12 protein-coding genes are annotated in these 15,450 nt (G+C 71.1%); 7 read left to right on the top strand and 5 right to left on the bottom strand.

Annotated elements, in window-relative coordinates; genetic code table 11:
• The first annotated feature begins 46 nt into the window (after positions 1–46).
• Positions 47–772, top strand: a complete 726-nt coding sequence (locus NQ165_RS12410; RefSeq protein ID WP_257533674.1) for an NRDE family protein — start codon at positions 47–49, stop codon at positions 770–772.
• Here NQ165_RS12410 and NQ165_RS12405 read toward each other — a convergent pair.
• From NQ165_RS12405 to NQ165_RS12385, 5 genes are read right to left on the bottom strand one after another with little or no spacing between them, the layout of a single operon-like run.
• Positions 762–1,934: an ROK family protein gene (locus NQ165_RS12405; protein ID WP_257533673.1), complete on the bottom strand. Its 1,173-nt coding sequence runs from the start codon at positions 1,932–1,934 to the stop codon at positions 762–764. The genes NQ165_RS12410 and NQ165_RS12405 overlap by 11 nt on opposite strands.
• Positions 1,906–2,856 carry a sugar kinase gene (locus NQ165_RS12400; protein ID WP_257533672.1) on the bottom strand — a complete coding sequence of 317 codons (951 nt, stop codon included), beginning with the start codon at positions 2,854–2,856 and terminating at the stop codon, positions 1,906–1,908. The genes NQ165_RS12405 and NQ165_RS12400 overlap by 29 nt, the downstream gene beginning before the upstream one ends.
• A complete protein-coding gene (manD, locus tag NQ165_RS12395) occupies positions 2,853–4,091 on the bottom strand; it encodes a D-mannonate dehydratase ManD (RefSeq protein ID WP_257533671.1) in 1,239 nt (412 codons plus the stop codon). The genes NQ165_RS12400 and manD overlap by 4 nt, the downstream gene beginning before the upstream one ends.
• Entirely contained in the window at positions 4,088–5,440 is a 1,353-nt protein-coding gene (locus NQ165_RS12390) for a mannitol dehydrogenase family protein (protein WP_257533670.1), read from the bottom strand. Before NQ165_RS12390 ends, manD begins: the two co-directional genes overlap by 4 nt.
• Positions 5,437–6,420, bottom strand: coding sequence for an acetylxylan esterase (locus tag NQ165_RS12385; protein WP_257533669.1), 984 nt, complete (start codon positions 6,418–6,420; stop codon positions 5,437–5,439). The genes NQ165_RS12390 and NQ165_RS12385 overlap by 4 nt, the downstream gene beginning before the upstream one ends.
• A 175-nt stretch (positions 6,421–6,595) precedes the next feature.
• Between NQ165_RS12385 and NQ165_RS12380 the strand changes: the two genes are divergently transcribed.
• The 6 genes from NQ165_RS12380 to NQ165_RS12355 all read left to right on the top strand — a co-directional run bounded on the left by NQ165_RS12380 (position 6,596) and on the right by NQ165_RS12355 (position 15,401).
• Complete coding sequence (locus NQ165_RS12380) at positions 6,596–7,606, top strand: sugar ABC transporter permease (protein ID WP_257533668.1); 1,011 nt, start codon at positions 6,596–6,598, stop codon at positions 7,604–7,606.
• Between the two features lie 17 nt (positions 7,607–7,623).
• Positions 7,624–8,547 (top strand): carbohydrate ABC transporter permease, encoded by a 924-nt coding sequence (locus tag NQ165_RS12375; RefSeq protein WP_257533776.1) that lies wholly within the window; start codon positions 7,624–7,626, stop codon positions 8,545–8,547.
• A gap of 26 nt (positions 8,548–8,573) precedes the next feature.
• Entirely contained in the window at positions 8,574–10,262 is a 1,689-nt protein-coding gene (locus tag NQ165_RS12370; protein WP_257533667.1) for an extracellular solute-binding protein, read from the top strand.
• 72 nt (positions 10,263–10,334) lie between these two features.
• On the top strand, positions 10,335–12,362 hold the full coding sequence (locus NQ165_RS12365; protein ID WP_257533666.1) for a beta-galactosidase: 2,028 nt from the start codon (positions 10,335–10,337) through the stop codon (positions 12,360–12,362).
• 29 nt (positions 12,363–12,391) lie between these two features.
• Positions 12,392–13,078 carry a DUF624 domain-containing protein gene (locus NQ165_RS12360; protein WP_257533665.1) on the top strand — a complete coding sequence of 229 codons (687 nt, stop codon included), beginning with the start codon at positions 12,392–12,394 and terminating at the stop codon, positions 13,076–13,078.
• Positions 13,079–13,253: 175 nt separating this feature from the next.
• Complete coding sequence (locus tag NQ165_RS12355; RefSeq protein WP_257533664.1) at positions 13,254–15,401, top strand: endo-1,4-beta-xylanase; 2,148 nt, start codon at positions 13,254–13,256, stop codon at positions 15,399–15,401.
• Positions 15,402–15,450: the final 49 nt, after the last annotated feature.

Below are 15,450 nucleotides of genomic sequence, written 5' to 3'. Positions count from 1 at the left end.
TTGTCGCACGTGGGCGCGTCGCGCCGGCCGGAGAGGGGAATGAGCGATGTGCACGGTGATCGTGCGGGTGCCAGAGGAAGCAGGCGCCCCGGTGCAGCTCATCGCGGTCCGCGACGAGGACCCCGGTCGGCCGTGGGATCCGCTGGGGCGGTGGTGGCCGCAGACTCATCCGGGCGTGGTCGGCGTGCGCGACCGGCGTGCGGGCGGGGCGTGGCTCGCTGCCGACCCGATGGCGCATCGCCTGGCGGTGGTGCTGAACCGCGCCGACCTCTCCGACCGCGGTGACGACGAGGTCACGACGCGTGGCCGGCTGGCCCTGGAGTCGGTCGCCGGGAACCCGCCCGCGCCGACCCCGACCGAACGCGGCTTCAACCTCGTCGAGGTGGATGCCGCCGGCGTGCGCGTCGTCTCGTGGGACGGGGTGCGCCGGCGGGAGCAGCGCCTGACGCCCGGCACCCACATGATCGCCCACGACGACGTCGACGACCCGAACACACCGCGCATCGCCGCGTGGCTGGACAGGTTCCGCGACGCCGCCGACGGCGCCGGGCCCGATGGCTTCGCGCCGTGGCTGGCCGTGCTCGACGCCTCCGCGGCGCTGGACCCGGAGGATGATCGCGCGATCATCCGCGACAACCGGCCGTTCGGCTACCCGACGCTGTCGCTGCTGCTGTGCACCGCGACGGTCGGCTCCGACGGGGTGGACGTGCGATACGGGGCGTTCGACCGCCCGGGGCACTGGCAGCGCGACGCGCTGGGCGTCAGCCGCTGAGGGAGGGGTCCCGCAGGAGCGGTTCGAAGGCGGCTTCCGCGGCGCCGACGAGCAGGCGGTCCTCGGCAAGCAGCGCGGGCCGGATCTGCAGGTCCTCTGCGCATGCCGGCATCGCCTGGGCGCGCACCAGCTGCAGCATGCCGTCGAGGTCGGATCCGGCGAGCGTCGCGAGGAATCCGCCCAGCACCACCACCGACGGGTTCAGCACGTTGACGGCGTTGGCCAGCGCCGTGGAGAGGATCCGGCGCTGTCGGGCGACCTCCTCGGTGACCGAGGGCGAGGTCGCGGTGCGCAGCGCGGCGGCGAGCGTCTGTTCGTCGGCGGCGGCGAGTCCGGTCACGGCGAGCAGCCGTGCACGGCTGACCTCGTCTTCGAGCACGCCCCGGCCGGCGCGGCGGTCGGTGACGGTGGCGATGCCGGGGCGGTTCTGCCCGAACTCGCCCGCGTAGCCGCCGGCGCCCGCCACCGGCATCCCCTGCACGATCAGTCCGCCGCCGATGCCGCTCGCGCCGCCGTTGAGGTAGACGAGGTCGTCGATGCCGCGTCCCGCACCGAAGAGGTGCTCGGCGACGGCGCCCAGGGACGCATCGTTGCCGACGGTCGTCGGCAATCCGGTGGCAGCGGCGACCAGCTCGGCCACCGGGGCATCGGTCCACCCCAGGTGGGGGGCGTTGCGCACGAGTCCGTCGCCGGCGCGCACGAGCCCGGGAACGGCGAGTCCCACGGCCGACAGGCGGGCGCCCGCGAGCTCGCCGGAGCGCCACGTCGCGACGCGATCCGCCAGCAGGCGTGCGATCTCGTCGGGGCCGGCGAGGTGGTCGAGCTCGATGCGCTCACGCAGGCGCACGGTGCGGTCCAGGCCGATCGCGGCGATCTCGAGCGCGTCGACCTCGGGGTTGGCGGCGACGGCGACGGTGTCGGCGGATGCCGCGACGACCGGCGACGGGCGTCCCACCCGGCCGACGGCGGCCGGTGCCTGCTCGACGGCGAGCCCTCGACGGCACAGCTCCGAGACGAGGTCGGCGATCGTCGAGCGGTTGAGTCCCGTCATCTCCGTGAGCGCCGCGCGCGAGTGCGGGCCGTCGTGGTGCACGAGGCGCAGCAGCCGTGACAGGTTGCGCTGGCGCACGCCGTCACCGGGCGTGTGGAGAAGGTCGCTCACCGCACCACTGTACTGACGCGCCGGTGGCGGCCCGCTCGGCTGCGGGGGCGACGTCGCCCGCGCTGGCGAGCACCCGCGCCGCTTGGCGGTGTCCTTCCGACAGCCGGCCCGCCGCGTCGGTGCCGGCGATCAGGGCGGCCAGCCACCCGGCGGCGAACGCGTCGCCGGCGCCGACCGCGTCGACGATCGTGGCCGGTCCCGCCGTCACCCGCACGGTACCGTCGGGGCCGTACTCGGAGGCGTCGGCGCCGGCGTCCTTCACGACGAGATGGCGCGGTCCCGACAGGTGCCGGGGGATGTCATCTGCGGCCACCCCCCACGTGGTCTGGGCTTCGTCCGCGCCGACGAACACGACGTCGCTCGCCCGGGCGAGGTGCCGCAGGGTGCCGGGGGTGGCAGGGCCTGCCAGCGCGGGGCGGTGGTTCACGTCGAAGCTCAAAAGTGCCTCGCCGAAGACGCGGTCTACGCACACGGCATGCAGGAACTGCGCGCCGGCCTCGGAGATCTGCGCCGTGATGCCCGACACGTGCACGATGCGCGGCGTCGCGGCCTGCGCCCAGCGGCGGGCCAGCGCGGCATCCATCGTGGAGCCGGCGGAGCCGCGTCGGTAGTAGAGCGGCCTGACCATGCCGTCGGGACCGGTGGCCTTGACGTAGAGCCCGGTGGGCAGCGGCCGGCGCTCGTGCAGCGAGATGTCCACATCGCGCGCGGCGAGGAAGCCCGCGACGACGTCGCCCAGCGGGTCGTCGCCGAGCAGCCCCGCCCAGGCGGCATCCACGCCGGCGCCGCGCAGCGCGACGGCTGTGTTCGACTCCGCCCCGCCCACCCCCAGCGTCAGCGCGGAGCCGGGCTGCAGCGGCTCGCCCGGCGAAGGGGCGAGCAGCGCCATCGTCTCGCCGAGGCACAGCACGTCGGGGCTCACCAGTCGTGCACCGTCCCGTCGGCGAGGCGGTTGTACGGCAGGTAGGCCTGCGCGTACGGGTACCTTCCGGCCTCGTCGACGTCGAGGTCGACACCCAGCCCCGGCTGGTCGCCGGGGTGCAGGAAGCCCTCGGCCCAGGTGAACGACTGCTGGAACACGGCATCGGTCTTGGCGCCGTGGCGCATGTACTCCTGGATGCCGAAGTTGTGGATCGACAGCCCCAGGTGCATCGCCGCGGCCATGCCGACGGGCGAGATGTCGGTGGGGCCGTGCATTCCCGACTTGATCTGGTACTGCGCGGCGTAGTCGAGCACCTTCTTCAGGTGCGAGATGCCCCCGGTGTGGGTGACGGCGCTGCGGACGTAGTCGATCAGCTGCTCGCGGATGATCTGCTGGTAGTCCCAGACCGTGTTGAAGATCTCGCCGATGGCCAGCGGTGTCGTGGTGTGCTGGCGCACCAGCCGCAGGGCCTCCTGGTTCTCCGCAGGGGTCACGTCCTCGAGCCAGAACAGGTCGTACGGCTCGACGGACTTGCCCAGCCGCGCGGCCTGGATGGGGGTGAGCCGGTGGTGGGAGTCGTGCAGCAGCGGGATCTCGGGCCCGAACTCGGCGCGCACCGCCTCGAAGACCGTGGGCACGTGGCGCAGGTAGGAGCGGCTGTCCCAGTCCTCCTCCGCCGGCTTCGCCCCCCGCTGGGCGGGCTCGTGGTCGTAGCGCACGCCGGTGTTGGCTTCGAAGGTGGCGTTGGACGCGATGCCGTAGATGGATTTCAGTCCCGGCACGCCCGTCTGGATGCGGATCGCGCGGTAGCCCTGAGCCTGGTGCTCGCGCACGCTGTCGAAGAGCTCCGGCAGATCGCGGCCCGATGCGTGCCCGTACGCCAGCAGCCCGGTGCGCGATGCCCCGCCCAGGAGTTGGTACACGGGCATGCCGGCGGCCTTGCCCTTGATGTCCCACAGCGCCATGTCGACGGCGGCGATCGCGGCCATCGTCACCGGACCGCGGCGCCAGTAGGCGCTGCGGTAGAGGAACTGCCAGGTGTCCTCGATGCGGTGGGCATCGCGCCCGAGCAGCAGCGGCACGACGTGGTCGCGCAGGTACGACACCACGGCGAGCTCCCGGCCGTTGAGGGTCGCGTCGCCCAGCCCCGTCAGCCCGTCGTCGGTCGTGAGCTTGAGGGTCACGAAGTTGCGGTCGGGGCTCGTGACGATGACCTCTGCGCGGTCGATCTTCATGTCGTTGTCTCCTTCGCGTCGAACGGTGCGGCCAGCGCCGCGGTGAGGGGGGCCGCCTCGGCCGGGGAGAGCCCCGACGTCAGCGCGGCGTGCAGCTGCGCGGCATCGGCGCCGGGCTCCAGTGCCCCGGAGCGGATGCCGCCGGCCCAGTCGGCCACGACCCCCAGCGCGCCGCGCGCCTCGCGCCCGGCGGCCCGCTCGGCCGCGATGACCGGCAGCACCCGCAGCCGCAGCTTCGTGGCCGTGTCGACGGCGATCTGCGCCAGGCGGTGCGCGATGCGCCCGTTCTCGAAGCGCTCGACGAGGGCCGGGCGGTACGCCGCCGGGTCGGCGGCGGGATCCACGACGCGCTCGGCGTCGTCCCAGAACCGCTCCAGGGCGTTCCGGCACACCGGGTCGGCCATCGCCGCCGCAACGGTGTCATGACCGCGCTGCAGCCCCCGGAACGCCAGAGCCAGGTGCCCGCCGTTGAGCAGCAGCAGCTTGCGCTGCTCGTACGGCTCGATCGCCGCGACGAACCGCGCGCCCGCCCGCTCCCACTCGGGGCGGCCGGCGGGGAAGTCGCCCGAGAGCACCCAGTCGGTGAAGGGCTCGGCCACCACGGCGGCGGTGTCCCGCCAGCCGGTGGCATCGGTCACCAGCTGCAGGTCGGCGTCGGTCGTGTGCGGCGTGATGCGGTCGACGCTCGTCGCGACGAACGACGCCGGCCACGCGGACGCGTCCCAGCCGCACGCCGCTGCGACGTCGGCGACGGCGCGGCGCAGGGTGCCGCCGTTGTCGGGGATGTTGTCGCACGACACCACCGCCACCGGACCCGCCGCCGCGCCGTGCCGACGGTGCAGCGCATCGGTCAGGCGGCCCACGGGCGTCTGGAGCGCCTGGACGTCGCCGCGCCGCAGGGTGGCGACGTCGGATGCCACCGCGGCGTCGGCGAGGTCCACCCGCCCGTGCGGGCCGAGGTGGTAGCCCGCCTCGGTGACGGTCAGGGTGATGATGGCCGTCCGAGGCGAGGTCGCCAGGGCGAGGAACCGGTCGTGGGCGGTCGCGGGATGGGCTTCGCACACGCTGTCGACCACGGTGAACCGGTCGCGGCGCGGGCCGCGCTCGACGAGGGTGAACAGGCCGTCCTGCGCCGTGAGGTGCTCGGCCACCCCGGGGGACCGGCCTGTGAACGCCGCGATCCCCCACGTGCGGGCGTCATCGACGCGGGCGGTGTACCAGGCCTGGTGGGCGCGGTGGAAGGCCCCCACGCCCATGTGCACGATGCGCGGCGAGGGGGAGGGGCGGCCGCCGCCGCGGCCGACGAGTGCCTCGCGCGTCAGCAGGGGCGTGGCGCTGGCGACCGTCACGCCGTCACCGTGGCGCCCAGGCGCTCGGCGAGCCACTGTGCCTGCCGCAGCCAGTGCGTGCCTTCGCCGCCCTCGTGCCCGTTCCAGGGATATGCGACGGTCTGCGCCCCCGCCGCCCAGTGGTTGGCCGCGGCGAACACGCCCGACGGCGGGGCGACGGTGTCGAGCAGGCCGGCGCCGAAGAGCGCGGGCGCGGTCGCGCGGGCGGCGAAGTTCACGCCGTCGAAGTAGGACAGGGTCGCGAACGTGCGCTCGGCCGCCGCGCGGTGCACCGACAGGTAGCGCGTGATCTCCGCATGCGGGTCGGCGTCGGTCAGCCTGATGACCCGCGGCAGGTCGCACAGGATGGGGGCCGTGGGCAGGGCGGCCACGAGGCCCTCGCTCAGCGCCGCCGCGGCGATCGCGATGGCTCCGCCCTGGCTGTTGCCGGTGACCGAGACGCGGTCGGGGTCGACTTCGGCCAGCGTGCGCACGGCATCCACCGCCCGCACCGCGTCGACGAAGACCCGGCGGTAGTAGTAGTCGTGCGGGTCGTCGATGCCGCGCGTCAGGAACCCGGCGCCCGACGGTCCCGCACCGTGCGGGTCGGGGGTGTCGCCGCCGGTGCCCCAGGTGGATCCCTGACCGCGGGTGTCGACGATGAGCTGCACGTGACCGGCCGCCGGCCAGTACAGCCGCTCGTGCGGGAGGCCCCGGCCTCGCCCGTAGCCGATGAACTCCACCATCGCCGGCAGCGGCGTCTCGGCGGTGCGGGGCACCACCAGCCACGCCCGCACCGGGTCGCCGTCGAACCCGGGGAAGGTCACGTCGTGCACGTCGACGAGGGTCAGCGGCGAGGGGGCGCGACGCCGCGTGACGGCGCCGCCGGCAGCGCGCGCGAGCGCGATCGACTCCCGCCAGAACGCATCGAAGTCGGCCGGCTCGCGGCGCTCGGGGAGGTAGGCCCGCAGCTGCTGCTCGGGGAGATCGAAACGCGCCATCGCGGTTTCCTTCCGTCGTCCGGGCCTCCCGTGCGAGGGAGGAGGTCACGTCCAGGACGATACAATGAAAACGTTGACATCGCCTCCGCCAGAGGTTACCGTCAACGTGTGCCGGGGGCTAGTCCAGCCTTTCGAAACCGTTTTTCACCCGGATGACCGTACGCGAAGGAGCGCATTGTCCGTCAACAACAGCGTCGTCGTCGCCGGCGCGATCGAGCTGAACTCCGAAGAGGAGGAACAGCGCGAACGCGGAGGCGGGGAGCCGACACGCACCCCCACGCATCGCGTCACGTGGCGCAAGGCGCTCAAGCGCGACTGGCGGCTGTACTCCCTGCTGCTTCTGCCGCTGCTCTTCCTGCTCATCTTCCGCTACCTCCCGATGGCGGGCAACGTCATCGCGTTCCGGCGTTTCCGCCCCGGTGGCAGCATGTTCGGCGACGAGTGGGTCGGCCTGCGCTACTTCGAGCTGTTCATCAGCGACCCGACGTTCTGGCGGGCCTTCTGGAACACGCTCATGCTCGGCGGACTGTCGCTCGTGATCGTCTTCCCTCTGCCGATCGTGCTGGCACTGATGTTCAACGAGCTGCGCTCGCGTCGGTTCAAGCGCATCGCCCAGTCGATCTCGTACCTGCCGCACTTCATGTCGATCGTCATCGTGGCGGGCATGGTGCTGCAGCTGACGGCGCTGCGCGGCTCGATCAACCAGGGCATCGAGGCGCTCGGCGGCGGCGCGATCCCGTTCATGCAGCTGCCGCAGTGGTTCCCCACCATCTACGTCACATCGGAGATCTGGCAGACGGTGGGCTGGGGCACCATCCTCTACCTCGCGGCGCTGACCACGATCGACCCGCAGCTGTACGAGGCGGCGCGCATCGACGGCGCCAGCCGGTGGCGACAGATCTGGCACGTGACCCTGCCCGGCATCCGGCCCACGATGATCGTGCTCCTGATCCTCAACATCGGCACGTTCATGGCCGTCGGGTTCGAGAAGATCCTGCTGCTGTACAACCCGCTGCTGTATCCGACCGCTGATGTGATCGCGACCTATCTGTACCGGGTCGGCATCATCTCGAGCAATTTCTCCTACGCCACCGCGATCGGCCTGTTCGAGGCCGTCATCGGACTGACGTTGATTCTGACCGCCAACGCGATCTCGCGCCGAGCAGTGGGGACGAGCCTGTGGTGACCTCGAGTGTCCGCACCATGCCCCGCCGGATGTCCGACCGGCTGTTCCGCCCCGCGGTGCAGGGCGGCATCAAGGACTCCCGCAGCTACACCGTGTTCCGCATGGTCAACGCGGGCCTGATCGTGGTGATCTGCTTCGTCACGCTCTACCCGTTCCTCAACGTCATCGCGCAGGCGTTCAGCTCGGAGGCGTACATCAACTCCGGCCAGGTGAACCTCATCCCGCGCGGATTCAACGTGACCACGTTCGGGTACGTCATGGGCGACCCGATGTTCTGGCGCAACTACGGCAACACCGTGCTGTACACCGTGGTGGCCACCGTCATCGCGATGATCCTCACCACGACGTTCGCGTACGCGCTGTCGAAGCGGAACCTCAAGGGCCGGTCGTTCTTCATCGGCGTGGCCGTGTTCACGATGTTCTTCAACGGCGGGCTGATCCCGAACTACATCCTCATCAACACCCTCGGGTTCAAGAACACGCTGTGGGCGATCGTCATCCCCAATGCCATCAGCGTCTTCAACCTGCTCGTGATGAAGGCGTTCTTCGAGAACTTCCCCGAGGACCTCGAGGAGGCCGCCGCCATCGATGGCCTGAACACGTACGGCATCCTCTGGAAGATCGTGCTGCCGCTGAGCAAGGCGGTGATCGCGACCATGGTGCTGTTCTACGCGGTCTCGTTCTGGAACCAGTGGTTCACCGCCTTCCTCTATATGGACAGGGCGGAGCTGTATCCGGTCACGGTGTACCTGCGCAACATGCTCGCCGCGGCCACCGGCACCGAGGCGCTCGGCACGGGAGGCACCGGCGAGGCCTCCCAGGTCGCATCGAACGTCAAGGCCGTGACCATGCTGCTGACCGTGCTGCCGATCGTCTGCCTCTATCCGTTCATCCAGAAGTACTTCGTCTCGGGCGTGATGCTCGGCTCCGTGAAGCAGTGACGCTTCGACCTCAGAAAGGGAAGACCATGACACAGCAGATCCGAGAGGCCACGCGGCGCCCCGTGCGACGCGGCGCCCTCTACGCGGGGGTGGTGATCGCCGCGAGCGCGCTCGTCCTGAGCGGATGCGACGCCGGTGGCGGCGGCGGGTCCGGCGACAGCGAGGGCGACTTCGACTTCACCGGTAAGGACGTCGGCGCCATGTCGGACTACGGCGTGGGCGACACCTTCTCGGCCACCGAGCCGGTCGAGTTCGGGCTCTTCTACCGCGACCACCCGAACTACCCGCTCAAGGAGGACTGGCTGATCCTCCAGGAGCTGGAGGAGAAGCAGAGCGTCACGTTCGACATGGTCAGCGCGCCGCTGTCGGAGTGGGACCAGCGCAAGTCGCTCGTGATTGGCGCGGGCGACGCCCCCGAGATCATCTCGGTGACCTACCCGGGTCAGGAGGTCGCGTTCGTCTCGGGCGGTGCGATCCTGCCCGCCAGCGACTTCGTGCAGTACATGCCCCACTACATGGACAAGGTCGAGAAGTGGGACCTCGAGCCCGACCTCGACCAGATGCGCCAGGAGGACCGCAAGTACTACGTCTTCCCCGGGTTCCGTGAGGAGCCGCGCGCCGAGTATTCGTTCGCCGTGCGCTCGGACGTCTGGGAGGAGCTGGGCCTCAGCCTGGAGCCCGCGACCTTCGATGAGCTGCGCGACCAGCTGCGCACCGTCAAGGAGGCGTACCCGGACGTGTACCCCATGACCGACCGGTGGTCGGCCAACGGTCCGCTCGAGGCGACGCTGTCGTTCGTCTCGCCCAACTTCGGCACGTCCGCCGGCTGGGGCTTCGGCGAGGGTCTCACCTGGAACGGCGACGAGTTCGTCTACACCGGGGCGAGCGACGAGTACCGCGATCTCATCGAGTTCTACGCATCGCTGGTCGAAGAGGGTCTGCTGGACCCCGAGGCGGTCACGCAGGACGACGACCAGGCGGTGCAGAAGTTCGCCTCGGGCAACGCCATGTCGATCGCCACGAACGACCAGGAGATCGTGCGGTACCGCACAACGGTCGACGAGCTCGGCAGCGATGTGGAGATGACGCAGATCCGGGTGCCGGCCGGCCCCGCCGGTGACAACTTCCAGGCCGGGCAGCGCACGGTCGGCGGCTTCATGCTGTCGGCCAAGGCGGCCGAGAGCGAGAACTTCCTCGCCATGCTGCAGTTCCTCGACTGGCTGTACTACTCCGACGAGGGCCTCGAGTTCGCCAAGTGGGGCGTCGAGGGCGAGACCTACACGAAGGATGCCGACGGCACGCGGGTGCTCGCCGAGAACATCACCGCCATGGGTCTGAACCCCGAGGCGCCCGAGAACCTGCAGGCCGACTACGGCTTCTCCAACGGCGTCTGGACGCTCGTGCACGGCTCGACGGTGGAACTGGACCGTTCGATGCTGCGCCCCGAGGTCATCGACTTCGTCGAGGCGATGTCGACCAAGGAGGTGCTGGAGCTGCCCCCGCCCGCCCCGCTGAGCGAGGTCGAGCGCGAGCAGGTCTCGCTGTACCAGTCGGCGCTGAAGGACCACGTGTGGCAGAACACCGCCGCGTTCATCCTCGGGCAGCGCTCGCTGGACGAGTGGGACTCCTACGTCGCCGAGCTCGAGGGCATGAACATGCCGCAGTACCTCGAACTCGTCAACGGCGCCCAGCAGCGGTACGCCGACGCCAACTGATCCACCCGCAGACGGCCCCGCGCCCTCGACGGCGCGGGGCCGTCTGCGACCCGGCGCCTGAAGGAGCCCGGCATGACCCTGCCCGCTGTCGCCGGCATCCCCTACGGGGGCGACTACACCCCCGAGCAGTGGGCCGAGCAGGTGTGGGATGCCGACTATCGGGCGTTCGACCTCGCGGGGATCGACCTGCTGACGGTCGGCGTCTTCACCTGGGCGCTCACGCAGCCCGATGAGGACACCTACGACTTCTCGACCCTCACGCGCATCCTCGACCGCGCGCACGCCGAAGGCCGCCGGGTGTGCCTGGCCACCGGGACCGCCGCGGTGCCGCCGTGGCTCGCGCACCGGCATCCCGATGTCTGCCGCACCGATTTCGAGGGCAGGCGCCATGTGTACGGGGTGCGGCACAACGCGTGCCCCTCCTCGCCCGCCTATCGCCGGCTCGCGGCGGCCGTCGCCGGCCGCATCGCCGAGCGCTTCGCCGACCACCCGGCGGTCGTCGCCTGGCACATCAACAACGAGTACGGCGGCGTCTGCTACTGCGACCTGTGCGCGGTGGAGTTCCGGCAGTGGCTGCGCGATCGCCACGGGTCGCTGGAGCGCCTCAACGACGCCTGGAACACGACGTTCTGGTCGCACCGCTTCAGCGACTGGGATCAGGTCGTGCCGCCCAATGCGCTGTCGGAGCACTGGCGCGGGCCCGACCACACCGCGTTCCAGGGTGTCACCCTGGACTACCTGCGGTTCAACACCGACAACCTGCTGCGCACGTTCCGCGAGGAGAAGGACGCCATCCGCGCCCACTCGCCGCTGCCGGTCACGACCAACATGATGGCCATCTACCGCCAGCTGGATTACCACCGCTGGGCTCCGCACCTCGATTTCGCCTCGTGGGACAACTACCCCACCGACGGCTCGCCGGTCTCGCGCATGGCGCTCAGCCACGCGCTCATGCGGGGGCTCAAGGACGGTCAGCCCTTCTGGCTCATGGAGCAGACGCCCACGATGACGGCGACGCGCGACCACAACCCCGTCAAGCGCCCCGGCGTCATGCGCCTGTGGTCGTGGCAGGCCGTCGCGCACGGCGCCGATTCGGTGCTGTTCTTCCAGATGCGCCACAGCCGCGGGGCAGCGGAGAAGTATCACGGCGCCGTGCTGAACCACGCCGGGCGCACCGACACCCGCGCCTTCCGCGAGGTCGCCGGGCTCGGCGCCGAGCTGCGCCGGGTGGGGGACCGGCTGCAGAACGCCCGCACCCCGGCGCGTGTGGCGGTGCTGTTCGACTGGGACTCGTGGTGGGCGCTGGAGATGTCCGACGGCTACAGCCGCGCGGTGAAGTACGAGAAGCAGCTGGTGTCGTACCACGAGGCGCTGTGGCAGGCCGGGGCGATCGTGGACGTCGTCGGCGTGGGTGCGGACCTGTCCCGCTACGACGTGGTGGTCGCACCCTTCCTGCACCTGCTGAAGGGCGACATCGCCGCACGCGTCGACGACGTCGCCCGTCGAGGCGGCACCGTGCTGACCACGGTGATGTCGGGCCGTGTCGACGAGGACGACAACGCCTTCCTGGCCGACGTGCCCGGGCCCTTCGCCGCCACGTTCGGCGTGCGCGTGGACGAGACGGACTCCCTGCCCCCCGATGCGGCGAACCCCGTGGTGCTCTCCCTGCCCGGTCAGGAGCAGGCCACGGCGCAGGCACGGCTGGTGTTCGACCTCGTCATGCCGCAGGGCGCAGAGGTGGTGGGCCGGTACACGGAGGACTTCTACGCCGGCACGCCCGCGGTCACGCGCAACGCCCATGGCCGGGGAAGCGCCTGGTACGTCGGCGCCGTCCTCGACCAGGCCGGCGTCGACTGGGTCGTGCGCCGGGTGCTGGCCGAGCAGCAGGCGCTCGGCCCGTTCGCTGACGTCGCCGACCTCGAGCACACGACCCGCACCGTCGACGGGGCGAGGTACGAGTTCGTGCTGAACCACCGCGCCGGACCGGTGCGCGTGTCGTCGCCCTTCGCCGGCACCGACCTGCTGACCGGCCGACACATCGCCGTGGGCGACGACCTCGACCTGGCGGCGACCGACGTCGCCGTCATCGCGGTGTCGTGATGGCCGGCCGGCCGGGCAGGATGGAGGCGATGAGCACCCCTGCCGCTTCCCCCGACCCGCGCCGCAGCGCCCTGGCGGCCGCGACCGGCGCGCTCTACTGGCTGCTCGTCGTCGAGGGCTGCTTCCTGCTGGCCGCGCTGCCGGGCTTCGCCGGCATCCTGCTGCTGGAGCGCGCGGCCAGCAACATCCCGCTCTACGCCCTGTGCCTGCTGCCGGTGGCGCCGGCGTTCTCGGCGGCCATGGCGACGCTCGAGAGCCGCACACGCGCCGAGGACCTGTCGGTGTGGCCGCGGTACTGGCGCGCGTACGCCCGCAACGTCGTGGACGTGCTGTGGGTGTGGGTGCCCGCGCTGGCTGCCGCCACGGTGCTGGCCACGACGATCGCGTTCGGCGCAGCGGCCGACGTCGACGGCTTCTTCGTCGGTGCCGCGGTGGTCTTCCTCGTGCTCGTCGCGGTGTGGGCCTTCCACGCCCTGGTGATCGCGTCGCTGTTCCGCTTCCGCGCACGCGACGTCGCGCGGCTCGGGCTGTTCTACATCGCGGCGAAGCCCCTGGCGACGCTCGGGGTGCTGTCGTGCCTGGTGCTGGCGACGGCGGTGGTCGCGTTCGCCTCGGACGTCGTGCTGGCCGCGCTCGCATCCGCGTTCGCCGCCTTCGCGCTGGCGACCGAGCGCCGTGTCATCGCCGACGTGCGCGAGCGCTTCGTCGCTCCCTGACCCAGCGCGACGCGGACAGCAGCCGGAAGAGCGAGCGTACGCGCGCCCCCCGCAGCCGTCAACCTGTCGGTAAACGTTGTCGAAAACGTTTGACGACTCGGCGGGCGCTGGTTACGTTCGGACGACCTCGCGGGGTGACGCCTCGCACATCGGGACTCAAGGAAGAGGTCGCACGATGCAACATTCACCATTCCGTGCTCGCGCAGGCGACGGCGGCAGGCGACGCTCAGCGGGAGGCGTCGCTGCGGCGGCCGCGCTCGCGCTGGCGCTGACCGGGCTCGTCACGCCGGCGCAGGCAGCCGAGACGTACGACGTGGAGATCCGCGCCACCGGCGGCGGGGAGACCACGGGCGCCGGCACCTATGCCCCGGGCGAGACGGTGCAGCTCGGCGCCACGCCCGCCGACGGCAACGTCTGGGGTGGCTGGACGTCGGAGCAGCTCGACTGGCTCCGCGCGCGTCTGGACACGTTCACCATGCCGGCATCCGACGTCGTCATCGACACGTCGTTCCGGCCGCAGGCGCGTCCGTTGAAGGAGGTGTACGACGGTCTGTTCCAGATGGGCAACATCTGGTCCGGCCCCCAGACCTACGAGGCCGGGTCGCCGGCATCCGCGCGGATGGAGCGCGACTTCGAGGTGATCACGGCCGAGAACGCCATGAAGCCGGAGTCGCTGCTGCCCAACGCCAACATCGACGACACCACCGGCGCCTTCACGTTCAACTTCGGTCAGGCCGATCAGTTCGTCGATGAGACCATCGCCCGCGGATCCACCGTGCACGGCCACGTGCTGGTGTGGCACGGTCAGTCGCCGCCCAAGCTGAACTCCGGCACCACGGGAGGCACCCGCGAACTGGCGCGCGAGAACATGCGCCGCTACATCGAGGAGGTGCTCACGCACTTCAGTGGTCGGGTTCCCACGTGGGATGTCGTCAACGAGGCGTTCGTCGACGGGCTGGACTCCTTCGACCCGGCCACCCAGAGCTGGCAGGACTTCCTGCGCGGCGGCCCGAACGGCGGTCAGTCGAACTGGTACAAGGTCTACGCCGAGGGTGCCGACGCCGACGCGGGGGAGACCCCCGGCGACTTCATCTACGACGCGTTCGTGTTCGCGCGCCAGTACGGCCCCGAGGTCAACCTGCAGTACAACGACTTCAACATGTTCCAGTCGGCCGGCAAGGGTCGCGCCGCGATCGCCATGGCGAAGGACCTCAACGCCCGGTATGCCGCCGAGCACCCCGAGGACCCCCGCCTGCTGATCGAGACGATCGGCATGCAGTCGCACAACTACATCAGCCAGACGCCGGCCTTCGCCTGCGCAGACCGCACCCAGCTGGGCGGACTCGTCGACGAGGATGCCGAGGCCTGGCAGGCGGGCGCCTGCTCGAACGCGGCATCGGTGGAGGCCACGATCCAGCAGATCATCGACGCCGGGCTGCGGGTCGCGATCAGCGAACTCGACCTGTTCGTGTGGGAGGCCTGGAACGCGGAGCCCGAGACGTCGAACGCGGCGAACTACCGGGATCTGAACGACCCCGAGGTGCGCGAGCGCATCTCGCGGGGTGAGTTCACCTACTGGGTCGACAAGATCTCGCACCGTGCCGAGCTCGAGGAGATCCAGGCCCAGCGGTTCGCGGAGTACTTCTCCGTGTACACGAAGTACGCCGACGCGATCGACCGGGTCACCTTCTGGGGCCTGAACGACCAGCGCAGCTGGCGTGCGACGCACAACCCGTTGCTGCTCAACGGAGACTGGTCGGAGAAGCTGGCGATGTGGGCGGTGTCCGACCCGCAGGGCTGGTACGACCGCGATGCGGCCGACGGCGACGGGATCGTGGTCGAGGCCACCGTGCCCGAGGCCACCGAGCCCGGCACCCTCACGCTGACGGTCGCCGACCACGGCGACGCGGTCACGCTCGAGGAGGCGCGCAACGCCGGCGACCGGCTGCGGTTCACCGGACAGCTGCCGACGGTCACCGTCACCGACTCCCGCAACGACGAGCAGGCGCGCGACGGCGGGTGGTCGACCTCCGGCCAGTCGACCTCGCTCGTCTCCGGTGAGCGCACGCTGACCGCCGATCACCTCGGCTGGACGCCCAAGGTGCTCACCCCCCGCCCCGGCGTCACCGCCGGTGCATGGGTGGCGACCGCGCTGAGCGACGGGCCGGGCCTGGCCACCGCGCAGCGTCTGGCCTCCGCGAGCAGCGACGGCCGGTACGGGTCGACGCAGCTCAGCGCCGGCCTGGTGCTCGACGTGCCCGTCGGCACGGCTCCGGGCACCTACCGCGGCACCCTCACGGTGTCGCTGTTCCCGGTGGACTGACACCGGGGGACGCAGAAGGGGGTGGATGCCGGCCCGAAGGCATCCACCC

Origin of the sequence: Microbacterium sp. zg.Y1084, from assembly GCF_024623595.1 — a bacterium.
Classification (GTDB): domain Bacteria; phylum Actinomycetota; class Actinomycetes; order Actinomycetales; family Microbacteriaceae; genus Microbacterium; species Microbacterium wangruii.
Note: the sequence above shows the minus strand (reverse complement) of the source record. Positions and strands in the feature narration are given on the sequence as shown.